The 22,148-nt window shown below is 65.6% G+C and carries 22 protein-coding genes; 15 read left to right on the top strand and 7 right to left on the bottom strand.

Annotated elements, in window-relative coordinates:
* Positions 1-14 precede the first annotated feature (14 nt).
* The 4 genes from napA (at position 15) to NLM25_RS07095 (ending at position 5,059) form a co-directional block, all read left to right on the top strand.
* Positions 15-2,528: a nitrate reductase catalytic subunit NapA gene (napA, locus tag NLM25_RS07110; protein WP_254136534.1), complete on the top strand. Its 2,514-nt coding sequence runs from the start codon at positions 15-17 to the stop codon at positions 2,526-2,528.
* A complete protein-coding gene (locus NLM25_RS07105; RefSeq protein ID WP_254136533.1) occupies positions 2,525-2,995 on the top strand; it encodes a nitrate reductase cytochrome c-type subunit in 471 nt (156 codons plus the stop codon). The genes napA and NLM25_RS07105 overlap by 4 nt, the downstream gene beginning before the upstream one ends.
* Positions 2,992-3,645 (top strand): NapC/NirT family cytochrome c, encoded by a 654-nt coding sequence (locus tag NLM25_RS07100; RefSeq protein ID WP_254136532.1) that lies wholly within the window; start codon positions 2,992-2,994, stop codon positions 3,643-3,645. Before NLM25_RS07105 ends, NLM25_RS07100 begins: the two co-directional genes overlap by 4 nt.
* A 298-nt stretch (positions 3,646-3,943) precedes the next feature.
* Positions 3,944-5,059, top strand: a complete 1,116-nt coding sequence (locus NLM25_RS07095; RefSeq protein WP_254116238.1) for an ATP-dependent RecD-like DNA helicase — start codon at positions 3,944-3,946, stop codon at positions 5,057-5,059.
* Between the two features lie 117 nt (positions 5,060-5,176).
* Here the strand turns inward: NLM25_RS07095 and NLM25_RS07090 are convergent, their stop codons facing one another.
* Positions 5,177-6,862 carry a caspase family protein gene (locus tag NLM25_RS07090; protein WP_254136531.1) on the bottom strand — a complete coding sequence of 562 codons (1,686 nt, stop codon included), beginning with the start codon at positions 6,860-6,862 and terminating at the stop codon, positions 5,177-5,179.
* Between the two features lie 245 nt (positions 6,863-7,107).
* Here NLM25_RS07090 and msrA point away from each other — a divergent pair, with 245 nt between their 5' ends.
* From msrA to NLM25_RS07070, 4 genes are all read left to right on the top strand, one after another.
* Entirely contained in the window at positions 7,108-7,812 is a 705-nt protein-coding gene (gene msrA, locus NLM25_RS07085; protein ID WP_254136530.1) for a peptide-methionine (S)-S-oxide reductase MsrA, read from the top strand.
* Between the two features lie 30 nt (positions 7,813-7,842).
* Positions 7,843-8,262, top strand: coding sequence for a peptide-methionine (R)-S-oxide reductase MsrB (gene msrB, locus NLM25_RS07080; protein WP_254136529.1), 420 nt, complete (start codon positions 7,843-7,845; stop codon positions 8,260-8,262).
* A 106-nt stretch (positions 8,263-8,368) separates the two neighbouring features.
* Positions 8,369-8,533, top strand: a complete 165-nt coding sequence (locus NLM25_RS07075; protein WP_254116235.1) for a DUF3309 family protein — start codon at positions 8,369-8,371, stop codon at positions 8,531-8,533.
* A gap of 214 nt (positions 8,534-8,747) precedes the next feature.
* The gene (locus NLM25_RS07070) at positions 8,748-9,038 is read left to right on the top strand and encodes a hypothetical protein (protein ID WP_211382302.1); all 291 of its coding nucleotides are present in this window, start codon (positions 8,748-8,750) and stop codon (positions 9,036-9,038) included.
* 239 nt (positions 9,039-9,277) lie between these two features.
* On the opposite strand, the gene NLM25_RS07065 is transcribed toward NLM25_RS07070, so the two are convergent.
* Together NLM25_RS07065 and NLM25_RS07060 are read right to left on the bottom strand one after the other, a co-directional pair.
* Positions 9,278-9,835, bottom strand: a complete 558-nt coding sequence (locus NLM25_RS07065; RefSeq protein WP_254141125.1) for a DUF4112 domain-containing protein — start codon at positions 9,833-9,835, stop codon at positions 9,278-9,280.
* Positions 9,836-9,896: 61 nt separating this feature from the next.
* The gene (locus NLM25_RS07060) at positions 9,897-10,322 is read right to left on the bottom strand and encodes a DUF5413 family protein (RefSeq protein WP_254116234.1); all 426 of its coding nucleotides are present in this window, start codon (positions 10,320-10,322) and stop codon (positions 9,897-9,899) included.
* 171 nt (positions 10,323-10,493) lie between these two features.
* Between NLM25_RS07060 and NLM25_RS07055 the strand changes: the two genes are divergently transcribed.
* The 3 genes from NLM25_RS07055 to NLM25_RS07045 all read left to right on the top strand — a co-directional run bounded on the left by NLM25_RS07055 (position 10,494) and on the right by NLM25_RS07045 (position 11,538).
* Positions 10,494-10,718 (top strand): hypothetical protein, encoded by a 225-nt coding sequence (locus NLM25_RS07055; RefSeq protein ID WP_375167810.1) that lies wholly within the window; start codon positions 10,494-10,496, stop codon positions 10,716-10,718.
* Positions 10,719-10,757: 39 nt separating this feature from the next.
* Positions 10,758-10,988, top strand: coding sequence for a hypothetical protein (locus NLM25_RS07050; protein ID WP_254116232.1), 231 nt, complete (start codon positions 10,758-10,760; stop codon positions 10,986-10,988).
* A gap of 274 nt (positions 10,989-11,262) precedes the next feature.
* On the top strand, positions 11,263-11,538 hold the full coding sequence (locus tag NLM25_RS07045) for a hypothetical protein (protein WP_254136528.1): 276 nt from the start codon (positions 11,263-11,265) through the stop codon (positions 11,536-11,538).
* A gap of 83 nt (positions 11,539-11,621) precedes the next feature.
* Here the strand turns inward: NLM25_RS07045 and NLM25_RS07040 are convergent, their stop codons facing one another.
* Both NLM25_RS07040 and NLM25_RS07035 read right to left on the bottom strand, forming a co-directional pair.
* The gene (locus NLM25_RS07040) at positions 11,622-13,244 is read right to left on the bottom strand and encodes a hypothetical protein (RefSeq protein WP_254136527.1); all 1,623 of its coding nucleotides are present in this window, start codon (positions 13,242-13,244) and stop codon (positions 11,622-11,624) included.
* Between the two features lie 37 nt (positions 13,245-13,281).
* Positions 13,282-14,574 carry an adenylosuccinate synthase gene (locus NLM25_RS07035; protein ID WP_254136526.1) on the bottom strand — a complete coding sequence of 431 codons (1,293 nt, stop codon included), beginning with the start codon at positions 14,572-14,574 and terminating at the stop codon, positions 13,282-13,284.
* A gap of 368 nt (positions 14,575-14,942) precedes the next feature.
* On the opposite strand from NLM25_RS07035, the gene NLM25_RS07030 reads away from it, so the two are divergent.
* The 3 genes from NLM25_RS07030 to NLM25_RS07020 all read left to right on the top strand — a co-directional run bounded on the left by NLM25_RS07030 (position 14,943) and on the right by NLM25_RS07020 (position 17,239).
* A complete protein-coding gene (locus NLM25_RS07030) occupies positions 14,943-15,875 on the top strand; it encodes a DMT family transporter (protein ID WP_254136525.1) in 933 nt (310 codons plus the stop codon).
* A gap of 151 nt (positions 15,876-16,026) precedes the next feature.
* Positions 16,027-16,563 carry a hypothetical protein gene (locus NLM25_RS07025; RefSeq protein ID WP_254136524.1) on the top strand — a complete coding sequence of 179 codons (537 nt, stop codon included), beginning with the start codon at positions 16,027-16,029 and terminating at the stop codon, positions 16,561-16,563.
* 4 nt (positions 16,564-16,567) lie between these two features.
* Positions 16,568-17,239, top strand: a complete 672-nt coding sequence (locus tag NLM25_RS07020) for a class I SAM-dependent methyltransferase (RefSeq protein ID WP_254116226.1) — start codon at positions 16,568-16,570, stop codon at positions 17,237-17,239.
* A gap of 35 nt (positions 17,240-17,274) precedes the next feature.
* Here NLM25_RS07020 and NLM25_RS07015 read toward each other — a convergent pair whose 3' ends face one another.
* Positions 17,275-20,466: an AAA family ATPase gene (locus NLM25_RS07015; RefSeq protein ID WP_254136523.1), complete on the bottom strand. Its 3,192-nt coding sequence runs from the start codon at positions 20,464-20,466 to the stop codon at positions 17,275-17,277.
* A gap of 217 nt (positions 20,467-20,683) precedes the next feature.
* On the bottom strand, positions 20,684-21,073 hold the full coding sequence (locus NLM25_RS07010; protein WP_254136522.1) for a DUF1330 domain-containing protein: 390 nt from the start codon (positions 21,071-21,073) through the stop codon (positions 20,684-20,686).
* Between the two features lie 105 nt (positions 21,074-21,178).
* On the opposite strand from NLM25_RS07010, the gene NLM25_RS07005 reads away from it, so the two are divergent.
* Positions 21,179-22,114, top strand: a complete 936-nt coding sequence (locus NLM25_RS07005; protein WP_254136521.1) for a DMT family transporter — start codon at positions 21,179-21,181, stop codon at positions 22,112-22,114.
* The last annotated feature ends 34 nt before the right edge of the window (positions 22,115-22,148 follow it).

Raw genomic sequence — 22,148 nt, 5'->3', positions numbered from 1 at the left:
CAGGAAGAGCCACCATGACATCACCAAAGCTCGACCGCCGCCAGATGCTGAAGCTCGAGGCCGCCGCGATCGCGGCCGCTGCCGCGGGCATGCCGGCACCGGCGCTCGCTGCCAATCTCGTCACCGAGCGCGACACATCCGAATTGAAATGGGACAAGGCTGCCTGCCGCTTCTGCGGCACCGGCTGCTCGGTGATGGTCGCGACCAAGGACAACCGCGTCGTCGCCACCCATGGCGACATCAAGGCCGAGGTCAATCGCGGCCTCAACTGCGTCAAGGGCTACTTCCTGTCCAAGATCATGTACGGCCATGACCGCCTGACCCAGCCGATGCTGCGCAAGACGGGCGGCAAGTACGACAAGAACGGCGAGTTCACGCCGGTGTCCTGGAACGAAGCCTTCGACATCATGGAAGTGAAGTGGAAGGAAGCCTTCAAGAAGCGCGGGCCGAACGGCGTCGCCATGTTCGGCTCCGGGCAGTGGACGATCTGGGAAGGCTATGCCGCGTCAAAGCTGTTCAAGGCCGGCTTCCGCACCAACAACATCGACCCCAATGCGCGCCACTGCATGGCCTCCGCCGTCGCCGGCATGATGCGCACCTTCGGCATCGACGAGCCGGCCGGCTGCTATGACGACATCGAGGCCACCGACGCCTTCGTGCTGTGGGGCTCCAACATGGCGGAGATGCACCCGATCCTGTGGACGCGCCTGGCCGACCGCCGGCTCTCCGCGCCGCATGTCCGCGTCGCCGTGCTCTCCACCTTCGAGCACCGCTCGTTCGACCTCGCCGACATCGGCATGGTGTTCAAGCCGCAGACCGACCTCTACATCCTCAACGCCATCGCCAATCACATCATCAAGACCGGGCGCGTCGACAAGGACTTCGTCGCCGCCCATACCATCTTCAGGCGCGGACAGACCGACATCGGTTATGGCCTGCGGCCCGAGCATCCGCTGCAGAAGAAGGCAACGGGCGCGACGAAGGCCAACGACTCCACCGACATGAGCTACGACGAGTACGTCAAGTTCGTCTCGGAGTACACGTTGGAGAAGGCCGCCGAAATGTCCGGCGTACCGCTCAATCGGCTCGAGGCGCTCGCCGAGCTCTATGCCAATCCCAAGACGAAAGTGGTCTCGTTCTGGACGATGGGTTTCAACCAGCACACCCGCGGCGTCTGGTGCAACAACCTCGTCTACAACATCCACCTTCTGACCGGAAAGATCTCCTCGCCCGGCAACAGCCCGTTCTCGCTGACCGGCCAGCCCTCGGCCTGCGGCACCGCGCGCGAGGTCGGCACCTTCTCGCACCGCCTCCCCGCGGACATGGTCGTCACCAACAAGGCGCATCGCGATCACGCCGAGCACATCTGGCAGCTGCCCGAAGGCACCATTCCCGACAAGAACGGCGCACACGCCGTGCTGCAAAGCCGGATGCTGAAGGACGGCCTGATCAACGCCTATTGGGTGCAGGTCAACAACAACTTGCAAGCCGGCCCCAACGCCAACGAGGAGACCTATCCGGGCTTCCGCAATCCCGACAATTTCATCGTGGTCTCGGACGCCTATCCCTCGGTGACGGCTCTGGCCGCCGATCTGATCCTGCCCACCGCGATGTGGGTGGAGAAGGAAGGCGCTTACGGCAATGCCGAGCGGCGCACGCAGTTCTGGCATCAGCTCGTCTCCGCGCCCGGCGAGTCGAAGTCCGATCTCTGGCAGCTCATGGAATTTTCAAAACGCTTCAAGATCGAGGAGGTGTGGCCGGAGGAGCTGATCGCCAAGAAACCGGAGGTTCGCGGCAAGACGCTGTTCGACGTGCTCTACAAGAACGGCCAGGTCGACAAGTTTCCGACCTCGGAGATCGAGGAAGGCTACGCCAACGAGGAATCCAAGGCGTTCGGCTTCTACGTGCAGAAGGGCCTGTTCGAGGAATACGCCTCGTTCGGCCGCGGTCATGGCCACGACCTCGCGCCGTTCGAGAGCTATCACCGCGAGCGCGGCCTGCGCTGGCCTGTCGTCAACGGCCAGGAAACGAGATGGCGTTTCCGCGAGGGCAGCGATCCCTACGTCAAGCAAGGCGCCGGCGTGCAGTTCTACGGCTATCCGGACGGCAGGGCGCGCATCTTCGCGCTGCCCTACGAGCCGCCGGCGGAATCCCCCGACGGCGAATATCCGCTCTGGCTCTCGACCGGCCGCGTGCTCGAGCACTGGCATTCCGGCACCATGACGCGCCGCGTGCCCGAGCTCTACAAGGCGTTCCCCGAGGCCGTGTGCTTCATGCATCCGGACGACGCGTCGGAAGCAAAGCTCCGGCGCGGCGACGAGGTGAAGGTGGTCTCGCGGCGCGGCTTCATCCGCGCCCGCGTCGAGACGCGCGGCCGCGACCGGCCGCCGCGTGGCCTCGTCTTCGTGCCGTGGTTCGACGAATCCAAGCTGATCAACAAGGTGACGCTGGACGCCACCGATCCGATCTCGCTGCAGACCGACTACAAGAAATGCGCCGTGCGCATCGAGCGGGTGAACCTGTCATGATGAAACGATTTGCAATCGCCCTGCTCGCGGTCGCGATCGCCGCCGGCGCGAGCTCGCTGACCGCGCAGACGGTGACGTCAGGCCTGCGCGGTTCGACGCCGCTCAATGACGAGGGCCCGGCGCCGCCGATGCTGCCGAACCGCAACACCTCCGAAAGGGAGTCGCGCAACTATCCGGAGCAGCCGCCGGTGATCCCGCATACGATCGACGGCTACCAGATCGATCTCAACGGCAACAAGTGCCTGTCCTGCCACGCGCGGGCGCGCACCGCTGAATCGCAGGCGCCGATGGTCTCGATCACGCATTTCATGGACCGCGACGGCCAGTTCCTGGCCTCGATCTCGCCGCGGCGCTTCTTCTGCACCGAGTGCCACGTGCCGCAGAACACCGCCACGCCGCCGGTGAGCAACGACTTCACCGACATCGACACGCTGCTCTCGCGCGCCAGCCCCGGTGGTCGGCGATGACGACGACCGCTGACGAGCCCAAAGAAAAGCTGGAACCCAGGCGCGGCTTCATCGCGCGAAGCTGGGCCTTCGCGCTCGAGCTCTGGCAGGTGCTGATCCGGCCGAGCTCGGTGTTCGGGCTCGGCGTGCTGGTGCTCGCGGGCTTTGCGGCCGGCGTGATCTTCTGGGGCGGCTTCAACACCGCGCTGGAATTGACCAACACCGAGAAGTTCTGCACCGGCTGCCACGAGATGAAGGACAACGTCTACGCCGAGCTGAAGTCGACCATCCACTTCACCAATCGCTCCGGCGTGCGCGCGACCTGCCCGGACTGCCACGTGCCGCACAACTGGACCGACAAGATCGCGCGCAAGATGCAGGCCTCCAAGGAAGTCTGGGGCAAGATTTTTGGCACGATCGACACCCGGGAAAAGTTCCTGGACCACCGGCTCGAGCTGGCGGCGCATGAATGGGCGCGCTTCAAGGCCAACGATTCGCTGGAGTGCCGCAACTGCCACAGCGCCGATTCCATGGACATCACGAAGCAGTCGCCGCGGGCCTCAGTGGCGCACCAGCGCTTCCTGTTCACCAAGGAAAAGACCTGCATCGACTGCCACAAGGGCATCGCCCACCACCTGCCCGACATGCGCGGCGTTCCGGGGTGGCAGTAGGGTGGTCTGCGCGGCTTGAAGCCAGGGCGCTTGGTGCGGCTTGAGCAAGCGCCTCGTCCTTCGAGACGACCGCTTGCGCGGTCTCCTCAGGATGAGGCTGACCGGCATCTTTCGCTGTAGAAGACTGCCGCCGCGCACTCCGCCCTCATCCTGAGGAGCCCGCCAAAGGCGGGCGTCTCGAAGGATGGCCACAGAAACAAGGCTCTAAATGCAATTGCCCCGCGCTTGAACCGGCGGGGCGAATGGTTAGTTTTGGGGGATGGCGAATCGGTCGATTTCGCCCCTTCTCAAGACAGATATGACCAATTTCTCCCCGCATCAGGACGCCGCGCTCAAGGCCGTCGGCGACTGGCTCAAGGCAAAACCCGGCCGGAACGGCACGCCGCCGATCTTCCGGCTGTTTGGCTTTGCCGGCACCGGCAAGACCACGCTGGCGCGGCATATCGCCGAGGGCGTCGACGGCGAGGTGAAATTCGCCGCCTTCACCGGCAAGGCGGCGCTCGTCATGCGCAACAAGGGTTGCGACGAGGCCTCCACCATCCACTCGCTGATCTACCGCGCCCGCGAATCCGGCGAGGAGCAGCCGAGTTTTGAACTGTGGGACGACGCGCCGGCCTCCAAGGCCAAGCTGATCGTGATCGACGAATGCTCGATGGTCGATGCTGAATTGGGGCGCGACCTGATGTCGTTCGACTGTCCGCTGCTGGTGTTAGGGGATCCCGCCCAGTTGCCGCCGATCCAGGGCGGCGGCTTCTTCACCAACACCGAGCCCGACGCGATGCTGACCGAAGTGCACCGCCAGGCCCAGGACGATCCGATCGTGCGGATGTCGATGGACGTTCGCGAAGGCCGCGAGCTCGACATCGGCCGCTACGGCGAGAGCGAAGTGGTGTCGCGCAAGGAGCTCGACCCCGACCGCGTCATGGGCGCCGACCAGGTCCTGGTCGGCCGCAACAACACGCGGCGCGCGTACAACATGCGGGTGCGCCAGCGCCAGAACATCGAGGACGTCTTCCCGGTCGCCGGCGACAAGCTGGTGTGCCTGCGCAACAACCGCAAGAAGGGCCTGTTCAACGGCGGCCTGTGGCGCGTGAAATCACGCAACACCTCGCGCTCGAAGTCGCGCATCCTCTCCATGCGGCTGTCGCCGGACGAGGATTTCGGGCACAAGGTGACCAAGGTCTCCGTGCGCGCCGATTGCTTCGAGGGCGGCGTCGAGCAGATCGCCTGGGAGCAGCGCAAGCCCTATGACGAGTTCGACTACGGCTACGTGCTGACCGTGCACAAATCGCAGGGCTCGCAATGGGACGACGTCGTGCTGTTCGACGAGAGTTTTGCGTTTCAGGATTCGCGGGCGCGGTGGCTGTACACCGGCATCACGCGCGCGGCGAAGCGGTTGAGTATCGTGGTGTGAATTCCAGCGGTCATTCCGGGGCGGCTCGAAGAGCCGAACCCGGAATCTCGAGATTCCGGGTTCGATGCTTCGCATCGCCCCGGAATGACGCATTGAGTTGCTTCGCAACCCAATGCCTCACTTCCCCGCAACAAAATAAAAATCCTCCCGCCCCGGCGGCGAGCCGTACGAAAACGGCTGCTGCTCGTGCTTGGTCACGGCCCAGACGTCGTCGCGGATGATGTCGAACAGTTTCCGGATCTCGACCTTCGGCACCTTGATCTCGCGGGCGAGCGCGGTGGCGAAGGGGCTGTCGGCACCGCCGTCGCCGTCCATCGCGGTCTCGCCGTGCTTGGCGGCGTAGACCACCATGAAGCCGGCGCCGGGCTCGATGTTTGAAAAGCCCTTGTCGACCAGCTTGAGCGACAGCGTGCGCTGCATGGTCGGTGCGAACGGATTGTCGCGGCAGGCATCGAGCATGACCAGGCGCACTTTACGTGCAGCGCCCACGGCTGCGATCACCTGCTCCAGCGCGACCGCCTGGGTCTCGGCGTCCCTGTCGGCGGCGAGCTTGGCATCGACGGGCACGAGATAGTTCACGCCGCCGATCTCGAAACCGTGGCCGGCGTAGTAGACCACGGCCCAATCCGCCGTCTCCGCTTCCGCCGCAAACCTCTGCAGCGCTTCGAAGAACTTGTCGCGGGTCAGGTCGCTGACGGATATCACGGTCTGGAAGCCGACATCGCGCAGCACGCCCGCGATCAATTTCGCGTCGCGGGGCGGATTGGGCAATGCGTGGACGTTGTTGTAGGCGCCGTTGCCGATCACCAGCGCGACGCGGCGTCCGGTGGACCCGGCCGGCGCCTGCGGCGTCAGTGCGGCGAGCCGCTCCTGCGCGACGGCGCGCGCGCGCGCGACGTCGAGGTCGTCGAACCTCGTCAGCGAATAGGCCGCGGCGCGATAGTCGGCACGGGCCTGGGCAAGATCTTTCCTGCGCTCGTAGATCTGGCCGCGGCCGGAATGGGCGCGCACACTGTTCGGGTTGATCTGGATGGCGGTGTTGTAGTCCTTCAGCGCGGCGTCGAGGTCGCCCTTCAGCATGCTGACGCCGGCGCGATTGTTGATCGCGAACACGTTTCTCGGCTGCTTCTCGATCAGGCCGTTGCAGTCGGCAAAGGCCTGGTCGAACTTGCCCATCAGGCCCCAGGTGACGCAGCGATTGCCGGCAATCTGCGGCGCGGCCGGATCGATCTTCTCGGCCTCCGCGAAATCGGCGATCGCTCCGTTGAAATCCTTCGTCAGCGTGCGCACGCGGGCGCGGTTGGTCCAGCCGAGCAGGAATTTGGGTGTGTATTTGATCGACAGGTTGAAATCGTCGAGCGCGCTTTGCAGCGCCCCGCGGCGCAGCTGGATGACGCCGCGGTTGTTGTAGGGAACGCCGTAGGTCGGGCGCTTCTGGAGCGCGAGATTGTAGTCGGCCATCGCGAGATCGTCCTGGCCCCTGCGCTCATAGCCGAGGCCGCGCAGGTTGAGCGCCACGACATTGTCGGGATCGAGGTCGATGGCCATGGACAGGGTCTCGATCGCACGGACGTTGTCGCGCTTGTTGATCAGCGTGTTGCCGCGCACGGTGAGCGCGATCGCCTTGTCCTTGCCGGTGAGACGGTCGGCGTTCAGCAGATTGTCGCAGGCCGTCGCGCGGGCCTGTGCCTCCGCCTGGCGGTCGCGACAGGTGGCGAGGTCGTCGCCGGCTGGCGGCTCGGCCGTGGCAATCGCAGCACTCGAGATCAGGATGGCGAAGCTCAGGGGAATGACGCGCAGCATGTTGTCAGGTCAGCTCCAGCCACCAGATTTCAAGGGGATCGTCGATCGCGCGGGGTCATCTAGCCCGGAGTTCCCGGCCTCGCCAAGTGGCGCTGTCTGAGGCTTTTTTTCACAGACTCGTGTCCGTCCCCCCGTAACAATTGCAGCCTGCGCCCGTATCTCCATTGTCCGAAAACGCGGCCAAACGGGCTGTTCGCGCCTCCCCGGCCGCCCTACACTGTCAGACCTTCCGAAAGAGGATCACCATGCGCCGCTCCGCCCTCGCCTCGCTGCTCGCCGCCACCACCGCACTGACGCTGGCCTTTGCCCTGCCGTCCAGGGCCGCGGAGGATGCGGTCGTGATCCCCGCGCCCGCCATGGATGCGGCGCCCGCGTCCGGAATCCAGACCGCCGTCATCGCCGGCGGCTGCTTCTGGGGCGTGCAGGGCGTCTTCCAGCACACCGCTGGCGTCGTCAACGCGGTCTCCGGCTATGCCGGCGGCACCAAGGCGACGGCCGATTACCAGACCGTCTCGAGCGGCCGGACCGGCCACGCCGAGTCGGTCGAGATCAAGTACGATCCGAAGAAGATCTCCTACGGCAAGATCCTCCAGATCTACTTCTCGGTGGCGCACGACCCGACCCAGCTCAACCGCCAGGGCCCGGACACCGGCACGCAATATCGCTCGGCAATCTTCACCACCTCCGACGAGCAGAAGAAGGTGGCGGAGGCCTATATCGCCCAGCTCAACACCGCCAAGGTCTTCAGCAAGCCGATCGTGACCAAGGTCGGCGCGCTGGAGGCGTTCTACCCGGCGGAGGCCTATCACCAGGACTATCTGACGCTGCACCCGAACCAGCCCTACATCGCCTACAACGATCTTCCGAAGGTCGAGAACCTGAAAAAGCTGTTCGCGGATAACTACATTGAGAAGCCGACGCTGGTGAGTGCCAGCAAGGCCACCAACTGATCCTGAGATCACAGAAGAAACGGGAGACCCATGCCCGACACCAAGACGAAAACCACCGACGACAAGGTCATCAAGAGCGAAGAGCAGTGGCGGCGCGAATTATCGCCGATGCAGTACGCGGTGCTGCGCGAGAAGGCGACCGAGCGTCCCTTCTCCGGCGAATATGAGCACGACCACCGCGCCGGCACCTATGTCTGCGCCGGCTGCGGCAATGTGCTGTTCGAGTCCGACGCCAAGTTCGATTCCGGCTGCGGCTGGCCAAGCTTCACCCAGCCTGCGGTCGAGAGCCATATCGACGAGGAGCACGATGCCAGCCACGGCATGATCCGCACCGAGGTGCTCTGCTCCAAATGCAGCGGCCATCTCGGCCACGTCTTCCCCGACGGCCCCGGCCCGACCGGCCTGCGCTACTGCATCAACTCGGCCGCGCTGAAGCTTGAGCCGAAATAACATTGCGTGCCGCCGGTTCCGTCATGGAACCCGGCGGCGCGATGTGCTTTTCTTCTCTGGCGGTGCGGCCGATGAGCGCAGTCCGGCGGCCGCCAGGGAGGACGCCATGACACTCGGGACCATCCTGATCATCCTGGTGATCATCTATCTCGTGGGCGGCATGTCCGGCCGGATCGGGGGCTACGGCTACGGCATGGGCCATTCCGGCATGGGGATCGGCGGTCTCGTGCTGGTGGTCTTGGTCGTGTTGCTGCTTCTTGGCAAGCTGTAAACCATATAAACCATTGAAATTACTTTGTTTATTGCGCCTGCGGGGCTGCCATGCGCGGATTCATCATCTCTCATCGCAGGGGTCGCATTTCTGTCAAATCGGCCTATATTAGTGAGTGAAAATGACCGGTGCGGCGGGCCCACCCGATTGTGGCCCCCTGCCCTTCAAAACCCCACGCGCTTAAAGCCCCAGAGAGATCACGAGGTCTTTGACCATGCGTCCACTGCGTCCGTTCAACTTCAACACTTCCGCCGAGCTCTTCCCCGCCGCAATCCGCAAGAAGAAGCGCGCGGGCTTCACCTATCGCCGGTTCGGCACCGCCGCCGAAGCCGTGCAATTCGCGATGGAGCAGTTGCCGACGGATTCGCTGAACGGCGCCTATCTCCAGGTCGAGGAAGCTCGCTTCGACCAGAACGGCATCCGTTCGCTCTATGAGAGCGAAGCCTTCCCGCTGCCCCGCCGCCCCAAGCCGGTGGAAGCGACCACCGACGCCGACGCGGCGTAAGTTTTCGCAAAGCCCGATGTGCGCTGAAAGCGCGATGGCCGAACGGCCGTCGCGCTTTTTGAGTTTCTGGGCGGGCTCTTTCGTCTCCCTCGCCCCGCTTGCGGGGAGAGGGTCGGGGTGAGGGGGAGTCTCCGCAGGGACGGTAGCAGTCGGATTCGCGGAGACTCCCCCTCACCCGCCACGCTTCGCGTGTCGGCCTCTCCCCGCAAGCGGGGCGAGGCGAAGGAAGAACTCCGTTCCTATATCCGCGGCTGCTTGTCGAGCCAGCGGCGCAAGAGGCGCACGTTGCGCATGTTGGCGCGGAACATGACATCGAAGGCATCGCCCGCGAACGGCACGATGCCGACCACACCGTCGACCGCGACATTGCCGAGCATGCGCGCGGTGATGTACCAGGGCGCGCCGAGCGCGCGGGCCTCGCGCACCAGCCACAGCGAGATCGCGGTGGTGATGATGTCGCCGACGACCGGGATCAGCCCGATCAGCCCGTCGATGCCGTAGCGGATATTCGTGCCGGGCAGGATGAAGGCGACGTCGAGCAGCTTTGCGATGGCCTCGATCCGCGCGATGCGCTGCTCGCGCGTCAGATTGCCGAACGGATTACCGGCGAACGGATTGTCCTTGCCGAATTCGAAGCGAAATTCCTGAAACCCCTGCTCCAGGGTTTCGGGACGGATCTCGCGGCCGTCCTGGTCGATGATCGGCCCGCGTGCTTGGGCGCGCGAAGAACTCGCGCGCGAGCCGGCCCCGGAGGAGGGTCTGCGCGGAGCAAGAATGTCGTCGTCGGACATGGTCATGGCCTTGAGAGAACGCACCAGCGGCGCGGAGGTTGCTGCACCGCGCCCGAACGTCGCGCGTTCAGGTCGGCGACGCAGCCGGCAGCGGCTCCTCGACATATCTATGCACGAGCCAGGATGAAATCACGGCCGGCACGAATCCGACGAGGCCGTACAGGATGAACTGCACCGCGCCCGAATCCGGCCCGCGCGAGCTGTAGGTCAGCGACGCCAGCACGAAGGCGAACAGGCCGACCAGGAGCATCCGCAGCACCGGACCGATCCGTCGGACGTGGATCAGGATGTCGTCGACCGCACCGATCATCAGCGAGGGCAGGAAGCCGAACAAATAGCTGTATTGCAGCGATTTGAAGAACACGGCGAACAGCTTTCCGACCTCGCCCAGACTGGTCTGGGCCCAGTAGCCGGACTGATAAGTCGTCGTCAGCAGCAGCAGGAACCCGCCGACGAACGGACCGACCAGCGCAAACACCAGATAGCGTTTCATCAAGTATCCTCATCCTTCGCCGCTGTTATAGCAGCGGCGCGGGAACCTTGAATAGCGGGGCGCGCGCCCCTGCCGGGGGGAACAAGCGGCAAGGCGACGAGTTCAGACAGGACTGAAATTCATACCCGCAGTCAGATTGGAGTTGTGTCGATGTCCCGGAAATCCGTCCTTATGGCAACGCTCGTCCTGACAACCCTGAGCGGTATGTCGATCACGCCTGCTCTCGCGCAGGGCCACATGGGTACGCCGCAGGAGCAGAACGCCTGCTCGCGGGACGCCTCGCGGTTCTGCCGCAAGGACCTCGGCAATGACGGCGCGGTGCAGGGATGCCTGCAAGCCAACCGGTCCAGGCTGTCGAAGGCGTGCAGCAAGGTATTCCAGAGCCACGGCATGTGAGGCCGGGGAACGATCCCCGGCGAACCGGAGAGTGAAGCCATGTTGCGCGACGAACAGCTCTCGATCCTGCGGGACATCAGCCAGTCGGTCGCGTTTGCCGACGACCGGCACGGCAAGATCGGCGAGCTGATCGCCGATGGCTATGTGATGAAGGACGGCGATCTGTTCGAGCTCACCGCGAAGGGCGTTACCGCCGTCGAGGAACACGCCGCAGCGCTCGGCGCGAGTGACGCGGACGAAGCGAGCGCATCGTCCGATCGGTTGATCTGATCTCGCGCCGCTTTGTGCGTGACGGACTCGTTGTGCGTGACGGACGCGCAACAACTGCGAATTCATTCGAGCGGACCATTGCAGCCGCGTGACAATCGCGCATACTCGAATCGGGCGGCGCAGCACTTTTCGATTCGAACATCACGAGAGATCGAGCGACCACATGCGGGACTAAGGTTCCCGGCGTGAAGGCTGTGACATGCGGCAGATCAAGCCGCGTGCGGCGCCCCAAAACCAAGTGGTTCAACCCACGGAACTCGGGGACGCATTCGTCATGACACGCTACAAGACCATCGTTAAGACCACCACTTCGCTGTTGGCCTTCGCCGCAACCGCCATCGCATTCCAGACATCGCCCGGCCTCGCCTTCTCGTCCGAAGCGCAGCAGATGTGCACGGGCGATGCGATGCGGCTGTGCTCCAGTGAGATTCCCGACATCCCCAGGATCAGGGCCTGCATGGTGCGGAACAAGGCGCAGGTCAGCCCCGGCTGCCGCGCCGTGATGGACCGCGAGCACGCGGCACGGAAGCGGGAAGCCGCCGCGCAATAGGCCGGCTCAATCTCGATTGAATCGTCGGAGAGTTCGGTTCACCTCTCTCGTCGAGAGAGGTGAACATCGGTGATGCGCCGGCCCTAGTCGCCCCACTGCGCGAACGCTTCGTTGAAGGCGCGCTCGCCGGGGGCGCCCTTCTCGATCGCGATGATGGCGCGACGCTGGTTGGCGTAGACCAGCGGCACGTCGAACCACGAGCGCTCCTTCAGGAGCTGGACGTTGCGCGCGCGGTCGGCGTCGACATTGGAGAGGCCGACCAGGAAGAAGCCGTCGGTGACCTTGACCGCGAGACCCGCGAGCGGCGTGCCGCGCGCCTGCTCGTTCGACTTCATCAGGATGCCCGGCACGTTGGAGACGCTGCCGCCCGGGAAATCCGGCGGCAGGATGAAGGTCAATTCCGCGGTGTGGCTCGCCGGCAGCGACGAGTCGGTATTGCGGCGGAACGACATCGTCATCTTGAACTTGCGGTCGGGGATCTCGATGTCGGCGCGCACGGCGACGTCGGCCTTCTGGTTGCCCGACGCCTTGATCGGCTCGAGCCGCCACACTACCGAGCCGACATATTGCTTGCCCTTCGGATCGGCCGGATCCTCGTCATAGAGCACGACCTTCTGCGCCACCGGCGCGACCGGCTGATCGCTGGCCGAGGGCTGGCCGACGCGATCCGGAATCTTGGGCTTGCTCTGCGGCTGGGCCGGATCCTTCGGCGCCTCCACCACCTGGGTCGGCGAGGACTTGAACAGATTGGTCGCGGTCTGGACCAGCTGTTTGCCCCAGAGGATGCCGGCGCCGACCAGGATCAGCACGATGCCGATGGCGATCGCGCTCTTGAACGGGAACATGGAGCCGGTGCGGGCGCGCTTCTTGGCCTCGCGCTCGGGCGCGATGCGCGGACGCGGCGATGGCGGCTGCGGCGTGTAGCGCTCGGCCTCCTCGATCGACTCGTCGTAGGAATAGGGCGCGTCCTGCTCGCCGGCGCGATTTTCCAGGCTCGGCTCCAGCCGGTCGAACTCCGGCGAGGGCGAGGGCACATTGGCGTAGGTGCGGCGCGCGGCGCGGTTGGCCTGCGCGGCGGCGCCGCCGAGATCGTTCACGTCGGCGGTGATGTCACGAAAACCGCGCACGCCCGGCGCTGGCGGCACGGGCAGCGGCGGACCGACGTCCGGCGCGCGGCGAGCGCCCTGGCGGTCACGCCCGGCCGGCGGAGGCGCCGGCGGCTCCGGCATCGGCGACGGCGCCGAGGGACCCGGCGGGCGCGGCGCGTCGAAACGCGGGGCGCGGGGCGGACGCGGGGCCTCGTCCTGGTCGTCGACGTTGAAGGACGGGCGGTCGGCACGCGGCGGCGGCGGAGCCGGACGGGTGCGCGGAGCGGTCGGCTGCGACGGGGGCGGATTGCCCTCGGCGGCGCGGGTGCTGGCCCGGCGGAAAGCGTCACCGCTGCCGCCGCTGCGGGTGGGGCCACCACCGGGGCGCGACGCCTCCCGGGCACGCTGCGCGGCCTCCGATTCGACCTTGCGAACCGCCTCTTCCAGCGACAACCGTTCGCGGGTGATCTCGGATTCGGAGAGCGGCGGCTGCACGCTGCGGAGCTGCGCAATCAGGGCCGTGCGCGCCCGCTCATAGAGCGCGCGACGGCTTTCGCCGGGAGCATTGGGGTCCAGGGCGGCAATAGCGCGGGCGATCAGCGGATAGTAATCAGCCATTTCAACTCAACTATACGCCCGTCCCGGTAAGATTTCGTTAAGCCTCAAACGGATTTTGCACCAGGATAGTATCCTCGCGTTCAGGGCTGGTGGAAAGCAGAGCGACCGGGCACCCCACCAGTTCCTCGATCCGGCGGACATATTTGATGGCCTGAGCCGGCAGGTCGGCCCACGACCGTGCATTGGCGGTCGGCTCCTTCCAGCCCTCGATGGTCTCGTAGATCGGCTCGACCCGGGCCTGGGCGCCCTCGCCGGCCGGGAAATGGTCGATCTCCTTGCCGTCGAGCTTGTAGCCGGTGCAGACCTCGATCGAATCGAAGCCGTCGAGGATGTCCAGCTTGGTCAGCGCCAGGCCGTTGATGCCGCAGGTCCGGACCGCCTGGCGGACCAGCACGGCGTCGAACCAGCCGCAGCGGCGCGGACGGCCGGTGTTGGTGCCGAACTCGCGGCCGCGCTCGCCGATCTTGCGGCCGGTCTCGTTGTCCTGCTCGGTCGGGAACGGGCCCTGGCCGACGCGGGTCGTATAGGCCTTGCACAGGCCGAGCACATAGCCGACCGCGCCCGGCCCGAGGCCGGCGCCGGTCGCGGCCTGCGCCGCCACCGTGTTGGACGAGGTGACGTAAGGATAAGTGCCGTGGTCGACGTCGAGCAGCGCGCCCTGCGCGCCCTCGAACAGCATGCGCTTGCCTTCGCGCCGCTTGATGTCGAGCAGCCGCCACACCGTCTCGGCATAGGGCAGCAGCTCAGGCGCCAGCGCACTCAGTTCCTTCAGGATGACCTTGCCGTCGAACTCCGGCAGGCCGAGGCCGCGGCGGAGTGCGTTGTGGTGAGCAAGGAGCCGGTCGATCTTGTGCGGGAGCGTGTCGAGATCGGCGAGGTCCATCAGGCGGATGGCGCGGCGGCCGACCTTGTCCTCATAGGCCGGGCCGATGCCGCGGCGAGTGGTGCCGATCGCGGTCGCAGCACTCGCGGATTCGCGGTGCGCGTCGAGCTCGCGGTGCAGCGGCAGGATCAGGGTGACGTTCTCGGCGATGCGCAGATTCTCCGGAGAGACCGCAACGCCCTGGGCCCTGAGCTTGGTGACCTCGTCGAGGAAGGCGGCGGGATCGAACACCACGCCGTTGCCGATCACCGACAGCTTCTGCTCGCGCAGCACGCCGGACGGCAGCAGCGCGAGCTTGTAGGTCTTGCCGTTGATGACCAGCGTGTGGCCGGCGTTATGACCGCCCTGGAAGCGGACGACGATGTCCGCCTGCTCCGACAACCAGTCGACGATCTTGCCCTTTCCTTCGTCGCCCCATTGGGCGCCGACGACGACAACATTGGCCATTCGCGGGTAATCCTTCGAAGATTTTAGATGCGCAAGCCCAGCTGACGGCCGGAGCCGTTCGCATGCGAGACAGCCCAACCGGATAAAGGAAGCAGCCTCTCTAGGCAAGCAAGAACGGGGCTTTTTCGGGGCTCTAGAGACTATTTAAGCCTTTGATATCCCCGGAAAATCCAGAAACCTTTTGGGCGGCCCGCAAGGCTTCGACCAAAGCGTGAGATGCTGATCTGCCATTGCATGGTCGCGATGCGTCCGCCCCCCGTTGATGCCACCTCGATTTCCGTGTCTTTGAGCAGGGCCGGGCCATCAGCCGGCCCGACCTCGCCGGGCCGGGGCCTCGGCGCAGTCCACGCGGGGCCATAACAATCACAATGTCCGCCACCAGCCAGACCACGGGCACCGAATCATCCGCCCCCAGCTGGATCGCGAACCAGCCTTATCTGCTGCTCAGCATCACTGCGCTGTGCTGGGCCGGCAATGCCATCGTCGGACGGCTCGCCGCCGGCCACATCCCGCCGGTCACGCTGTCATTCCTGCGCTGGACCTTCGCCTTCCTGCTGGTGCTGCCCTTCGCCTGGAAACATCTCGCCCAGGACTGGCCCGCGATCCGCAGCAGGCTCGGCCTGATGATCGTGCTGTCGATCACCGGCATCGGCGCCTTCAACACGCTGCAATACTGGGCGCTCGAGCATACCCAGGCGCTCAACACGCTGCTGCTCCAGTCGGCCGCGCCGCTGGTGGTGGCGCTGTGGTCGCTGGCCATCCTCGGCGTCCGCCTCACCGCGGCGCAGGCGTTCGGCGTGCTGCTGTCGATGTGCGGCGTGCTGACGATCCTGCTGCATGGCGATTTCACCACGCTGTCGAACATCGCGTTCAACAAGGGCGATCTCATCTTCATCGTCGCGCTGATCATCTTCGCGCTCTATTCGGTGCTGACCCTGAAGCGGCCGCCGATGCACGGCCTGTCGTTCCTCGCCTTCACCTTCGGCGCCGGCGCTGCCTGTCTCATCCCGCTGGAGATCTGGGAATTGTCCGCGCGCCCCGTGATGAAGCTCGACGGGCCGAACCTGCTGACGCTGTTCTATGTCGCGGTATTCCCGTCGACGCTCGCCTATCTCTGCTTCAATCGCGGCGTGCGTCTGATCGGCGCCAACCGCGCCGCGCCGTTCTTTCATGTCGTGCCGGTGTTCGGCTCGATCATGGCGATGGCTTTCCTCGGCGAACACCCGCAAGCCTTTCACTTCATTGGCTTCGCGCTGGTGCTGGCCGGCGTGTTCGCGGCGTCAAGGAAGCAGGCGAGCTGAACGGCAGACCGGCGCACGTTGCGTGCCCGCTGGCGGCCCGTTTGCGGCGGCCGCCCGGCTTCCTTGCAATTTTCCGGAGATCAAGGTTCAATATCGCCATTGCAGGCTTCCCGATCCGATAACCCCAACTTTGATTGTCAGGGAGAGTGGTATGGGCGCGTTTATGGCCGAAGACGATATTTATATCGGTCCGCTTTTCGATCTTTTCAATTTGAGGTTTGGCCCCGAGCAGAGAGATGTCGAACTCACCGCCGGGGGCGTGTCCGAGATCAAGGCCCTGCAGGACGAATTCGAAATCTTCCGGGAAGGGCGGCCGTTCGTCGAAAGCGCAAAGCTCCTCGGACTGGGCGGTCTGCACAACAGCCGCGCGAAGAACCGCTGGTTCACCGTGCTGGCCTGGTTGGCCAAGGTCCCGTCGGACCAGGACGACGAAACAGGCGACCAGCGCATCGTGAATGCACTGATCAAGAACTTTGCCCGCAAGTCGCCGCTCCCCTGCTTCATGCAGGCCCATGATGCCCGCGCGACCAGCGGCGACTATTACGGGCTACGCGTGATCGTTCGTGAGGACAATCCGGTCTTCTACATCGAGCGAACATACCTCACGATCTCGCTGCCGATGGCGCCCAACGTCCCGGGCAAGGGCATGGGTAAGGGCAAGGGCAAGGGCAAGAAAAAGAAGAAATAGAGCGATGCGCGCCGCCGCCGTCGCTCGGGAGCTTGCCTCTCCCGACGAAGACCTGAGCCGGATCTACGCCGGAATCGCCGCGTATTATTCGGGGACCGTCGCGCGCTACGGCGCGACGCCGCCCGGGGTCGACTGGACCTGCCAGGCCACGCAGGAGATGCGCTTCGTCCAGCTCCTGAAATTGTGCGACTTCGGGTCGCCCTTCTCGCTGAACGATCTCGGCTGCGGCTATGGCGCGCTGATCGCCTTTCTCGACCGCCGGCATCACGACTGCACCGTCGACTATCTCGGCATCGACCTCTCGGACGCGATGGTTCGACGGGCGCGGCGGTTGTGGCAGGACCGCAGCAACGCCGCCTTTGTCCTCGGTCATGCCAGCCCGCGGATGGCCGACTATGCGGTCGCCAGTGGCATCTTCAACGTCGCGCAGCAGCAGCCGCGGCACGACTGGGAGCGCTTCATCGCAGCGAGCCTCGACGACCTCCATCGCACCACAAGGCGCGGCTTCGCCGTCAATTTCATGAAGAGCCCGCCAGGAGCGGCCGTCCGCCCCGGCCTCTACACCACCGACACCGCGTCGTGGGCGCGCTACTGCGCCACCCGGTTCAATGCCGCAGCCGAGGTGCATGAAGGCTACGGATTGATGGAGTTCACGCTCATCGTACGGAGAGTCTGAAGCGCGATGAGATCAGGAGGAATCGTCATCGCGCTTCATGCGCCGACCGACAGCCGTCGTCGCGTCTCCTCCAGCAGCCGCCAGTAGATGCCGGTTCCCGTCAGATTGATCAGGGCTTCGGCGCGGTCGACCAGGCGCTCCACCTCACCGAGGTGATCCGCCTCGTTGCTCGCCGCCAGCGCGGCCGCGAGCGTGATGGTGGCGCGGCATTCCGGCAGGCGGGCGTGCCGCTCCTGGGCGACCGCGATCGCTTCCCGTGCTTTCTCGGCGGCCGCAGCATGGGCGCCGGAACGGAGCTGATGGTCGGCGATGCTCGCGAGCATTTCCGGCTCGATCTCCATGGCGACGCGCGCTGCGCGCACGAACTCGACGCCCTCCGTCAACGACAGGATCGACGCCTGATAGTTCTGGGCGATGCCCTGCGCCGTACCGAGGCAGGCCAGCGAATAGGCGCGCAGATAGGGGGTGGCTTGGCGCGCCGCGAGTTCGACCACGCGCCAGGCATGGGTCGAGGCCATCGCGGAATCGCCGAGGCACCAGGCGAGATCGACGTATCCGAGATTGGCGATGAACTGCACCGTCGGATCGATCCGTGTCGGATCGATGGACAGGATGCGATCGAAGCACAGCCGCGCCTCGTCGAAACGTCCGAGCCGACACAGGATCCGGCCGCGCAGGCTGAGGATCCAATGCTCGACATTGTAGCCGAGAAACTGGTGCTCGAAATCGGAGATGCCGGGGGCGCCGGCGAGCGCCGCATCGCTCGCCGCGAGCGCTTCGCGCAAAAGCCCCGCCCACCCATAGGCCTGGCTGAGCGAGGCATTGAGCGTCGCAGCGCGGCTGTTGAGCCGGCGCGATTCCGTCAGCGCCAGCGCCTCCTTGACCGTGCCGACATAGGCATCGGCCTGCCCGCCGCTCGCCCCCGCGATCCGTCCTTCGACGAACAGCAGGAGCGGGATCATGGAATCGTCGATGTCATGCGCCCATTCCAACGCTTCCTGGATGAAGGGCTTCGCATCCTCCGACGTCATGCCCTCGCGCCAGCCGAGCCAGGCGATCTGACTGCTGGCGGCGATCCTGAGCGCATCGCCGGCCGGGCTGCGCTTCTGTCCCGCCTTCAGCGCGCGCACCTTGTGCCAATGCCGGATCGCTTCCGCCGGGTTGGTCGAGCCGATCCAGCGGGCGGCGCGCGCGGCATATTCGGCGGCGGCATCGGCCTCGCCGGCCTGCTCGAAATGGTGCGACAGCAGCGCCGCGAACTCTTCGAGCCGCTCCGGATAATATTGCTCGATCGCCCGCGCCACCCGCGCGTGCAGCAGGCTGCGCCGCGCGCGGAGCTGGGTTGAATAGGCGATCTCCTGGATCAGGGGATGACGGAAGCTATAGCCCTGCCCGTCCTTGCCGCCGCGCGCCTGAAGCATCTCGCCGGAACAGAGCCGGACAAGCGTCGCCTCGAGCTCGGCTGCGGGCAGGCTGGCGACGCTCTGCAGGACCGCGAGCTGAAACTCCTTGCCGATGATCGCCGCCGTGTGCAGGAGGTCGCGATCACCGGGCGCCAGCCGGTCGATCCGCGCGCCGATCACGGCCTGCACGGTCGGCGGCAGCACGTCCGAGGCGCCGGAGATGCCGCGCCGGTAGCCGCCCTGCTCGCCGACGATGACCAGATGCTCGACCAGGGAGCGGATCAGCTCCTCGGCGAAGAACGGATTGCCGCCGCTACGCTCCGCAACGCGCCGCCGCACGTCGAGAAGCTCGTCCTCCGGCCCGAGCAGCTCGTCGACGAGATCGTCCGTATCCGTCGGCGACAGCTCGGCGAGCTCGATCTGCTGGTAGAGCGGCCCGCTCATCCAGGGCGCGAAATAGGCCGGCCGGAAATTCACGATCAGGACCGTCTTGGTGGAGATCACCGCGTCGACGAGCGTTGCGACGAATTCCTCGCTCGCCGGATCGAGCCAATGCAGATCCTCGATGATGATCACCGACGCCGACGCGCCGCGCTGGCGGATCATGTGCCGGATGATGTCGAGCAGACGGACGTTGCGGGCGCGCGGACTGAGCCAGGAAGGCGGGCCCTGGCCATGCCTGATGCCGAGGAAATCGCAGACCAGCCAGAGGTCCGCCTCGAAGGTCGAACCGAGCTCGGCCAGGCGCGTGGCGATCTGCTTCACCGCCAGATCGGGCTCGTCATCCGGAGAGACGTTGAAATAGCTCGAGCGCAGGAATTCCAGCACCGGCTGCAGCGGCGTTGCCGCGCCATAGGGCTGTGCGCGGGCCTCGAACACCGGAATGAGACGCGCGCGGCACCAATCCGCGAACTCGTAGCACAGCCGGCTCTTGCCGGTGCCGGGCGGGCCGACGATGCCGGTGACGCGCGAGCCGCCGGTCTCCACTGCCGCCAGGGTCCGCTGCAACAGGGTCATCTCCCGCTCGCGCCCGCGGAACGTCGCCAAGGCGACGCCGCGGAATTGCTGGCTGGCGACCGCCGGCTTGAGGTTCTTCAGAAGATAAAGTTCGATCGGCTCCGGCACGCCGCGCAGGCGATGACGGCCGAGCGGGCCGACGTCGCAGAACGAGCGCACCAGACGGTAGGTCTCGTCGGTCAGGCAGATCTCGCCCGGCTCCGCCTTGGCCGGCAGGCGGCTTGCGAGATGAATGGCGAGGCCGTAAGCGCCGTGCTCGGTGACGGTGTCGACGATCGGAGCATCCGCGACGATCTCGCCCGAATGCAGGCCGACGCGCACCAGCATGCCATCGTCGCGCGCGCGAAACGCGTCCCGGATCGCCAGCGCGGCCTCGCATGCCAGCAGGGCGTGACCTTCCTGCGCGCGGGGCGCGCCGAAGAAGGCAAGGATGCCGTCGCCGAGCGTGCGCACCACCGTGCCCTCGAACCGCTCCACGGCGTCACACATGGCATCGAGCGCAGGCTTGAGGCGCTGCATGGCGTCTTCGGCGGTGAGGCCGGCAACGATCTCGGTCGAGCTGACGAGATCGGCGAACAGCACCGTCACCTGCTTGAGCTCGCCCCGAACTGGCCTCGTGAAATGCCCCGCCGGTGCCGGGACTGGCCTGCCCGCGGCGCTCAGCGCCGTGCCGCAGGCCCCGCAGAAGCCGGAGCCGGGCGGACTCAGATGATTGCATGCGGGACAGGCCACCGGCAGAGCGGCGCCGCAACCATGACAGAAGCGATTTGTCGCCGGATTATCCCCGCCGCATCGCTCACAAAGCATCTGATCCCCTAACGAAGCAATCATCGACGAGGAGGAAGCAGCACCGGAACGCCTCATGCCGGGCCTGCAATGCCCCGACATGCGCGCCAAGGGCACCATCTTTGGCACCCGCACGCAACCGAATAGTTCACATTTGGCGCGCAACTGCGCCGAAGCTGGGTCGAAAAGGTTGCAAAACCCGGCCCAAACCCGCGCCTCCGGCCGCAGGCCGGCGGCGTCAGCCGGCGCTGAACTTGCTGTACGCCTCGCTGGTCGCGATGATCACATGCTCGGCGCAGCCGTTGAGGCGATGCGGATCGGCCTCGCGCTCGTAAGCCTCCGACGTCATCATGTCGAGGAAGGCCGCGACCGACGGATAAAACACCAGCGCAACGAAATCCCAGCGATTGCCATCATGCGGGCCGAGCGCGACCGCCTTCGCCTCGCCGGTCCAGAGCAGCGTGCCGCCGCGCGCCTTGATCATTGGCACCGTGACCGCACTGTAGCGGAGATAAGCGTCCCAGCCCGAACCGTCGCCGTCGCGCGAGCGCGCATGGAAGCGCATCAGGTTCAGCATCACCACGGGCGCCTGCTGGTCGAGCCCTTCCAGGCCCTCGATGTTCAACATATTAACCGCCAATGGCGCCTCCCCGGGTCAAGCCTGCATTGTAGCATTGCGGCGGCGTGACTTGTGTCACGACGGCAATCCAGCGCAAGGTCGCATGTGACGCCAATGACGATTGCTTCGCCCGCGCCAAAGGCCTCGAATCCGGCCAGTTGGCTCAACAACCAGCCTTATCTGCTGCTGAGCCTGAGCTCGCTGTTCTGGGCCGGCAACATCGTGCTCGCGCGCCATGTCGGCGCCCATGTGCCGCCGTTGACGGTGACCACGATCCGCTGGTTCGGCGTGTTCCTGATCCTGTTGCCGTTCGCCTGGCCGCATCTGAAGCGCGACTGGCCGAATTTGCGCAAAAGCCTGCCGCTGATGCTGTTCCTGTCGCTGGTGGGCTTTGCCTTCAACAATGCGATCTCGTACTGGGCGCTGCAATACACCGAAGCGCTCAACGCGCTGCTGATCCAGTCGGCCGGACCGCTGTTCGTGGCGCTGTGGTCGCTGGTGCTGTTCGGCGTGCGGCTGACGGGCGCGCAGCTCGCCGGCATCGCGATCTCGCTGCTCGGCGTGCTGATCATCATCCTGCGCGGCGATCTCGCCGCGCTCGCGAGCATCAGCTTCAACAGGGGCGACATCATGTTCGCCTCCTCGCTGGTGGCGTTCGGGATCTACTCCGCCTTCATCCCGCGGCGGCCGAAAGTTCATCAGCTCTCCTTTCTTTCGTTCACTACCTGCTGTGGCGCAATCATGCTGCTGCCGACCGCAATCTGGGAAGCCTGGAGCGGCAGCGTGCTGCAATTCGACACGGTGACGCTGGCGACGCTGGGTTACATCCTGATCTTTCCCTCGACGCTCGCCTATCTGTTCTTCAACCGCGGCGTGGCGCTGATCGGCCCGAACCGGGCCGCACCGTTCTTCCATCTGGTGCCGGTGTTCGGCTCGGCGATGGCGATCCTGCTGCTCGGCGAAAAGCTCCAGCCGTTTCACCTGATCGGCTATGCGCTGGTGCTCGCCGGCGTCGTGATCGCCTCGCGCCAGGGTTCTGCGGTGAAGTAATTCCGCGGAGCGGGCGACAAACTCACGCCTTCCG

Source organism: Bradyrhizobium sp. CCGB01, from assembly GCF_024199795.1.
Classification (GTDB): Bacteria; Pseudomonadota; Alphaproteobacteria; order Rhizobiales; family Xanthobacteraceae; genus Bradyrhizobium.
This window is presented reverse-complemented; position numbering and strand designations above follow the sequence as displayed.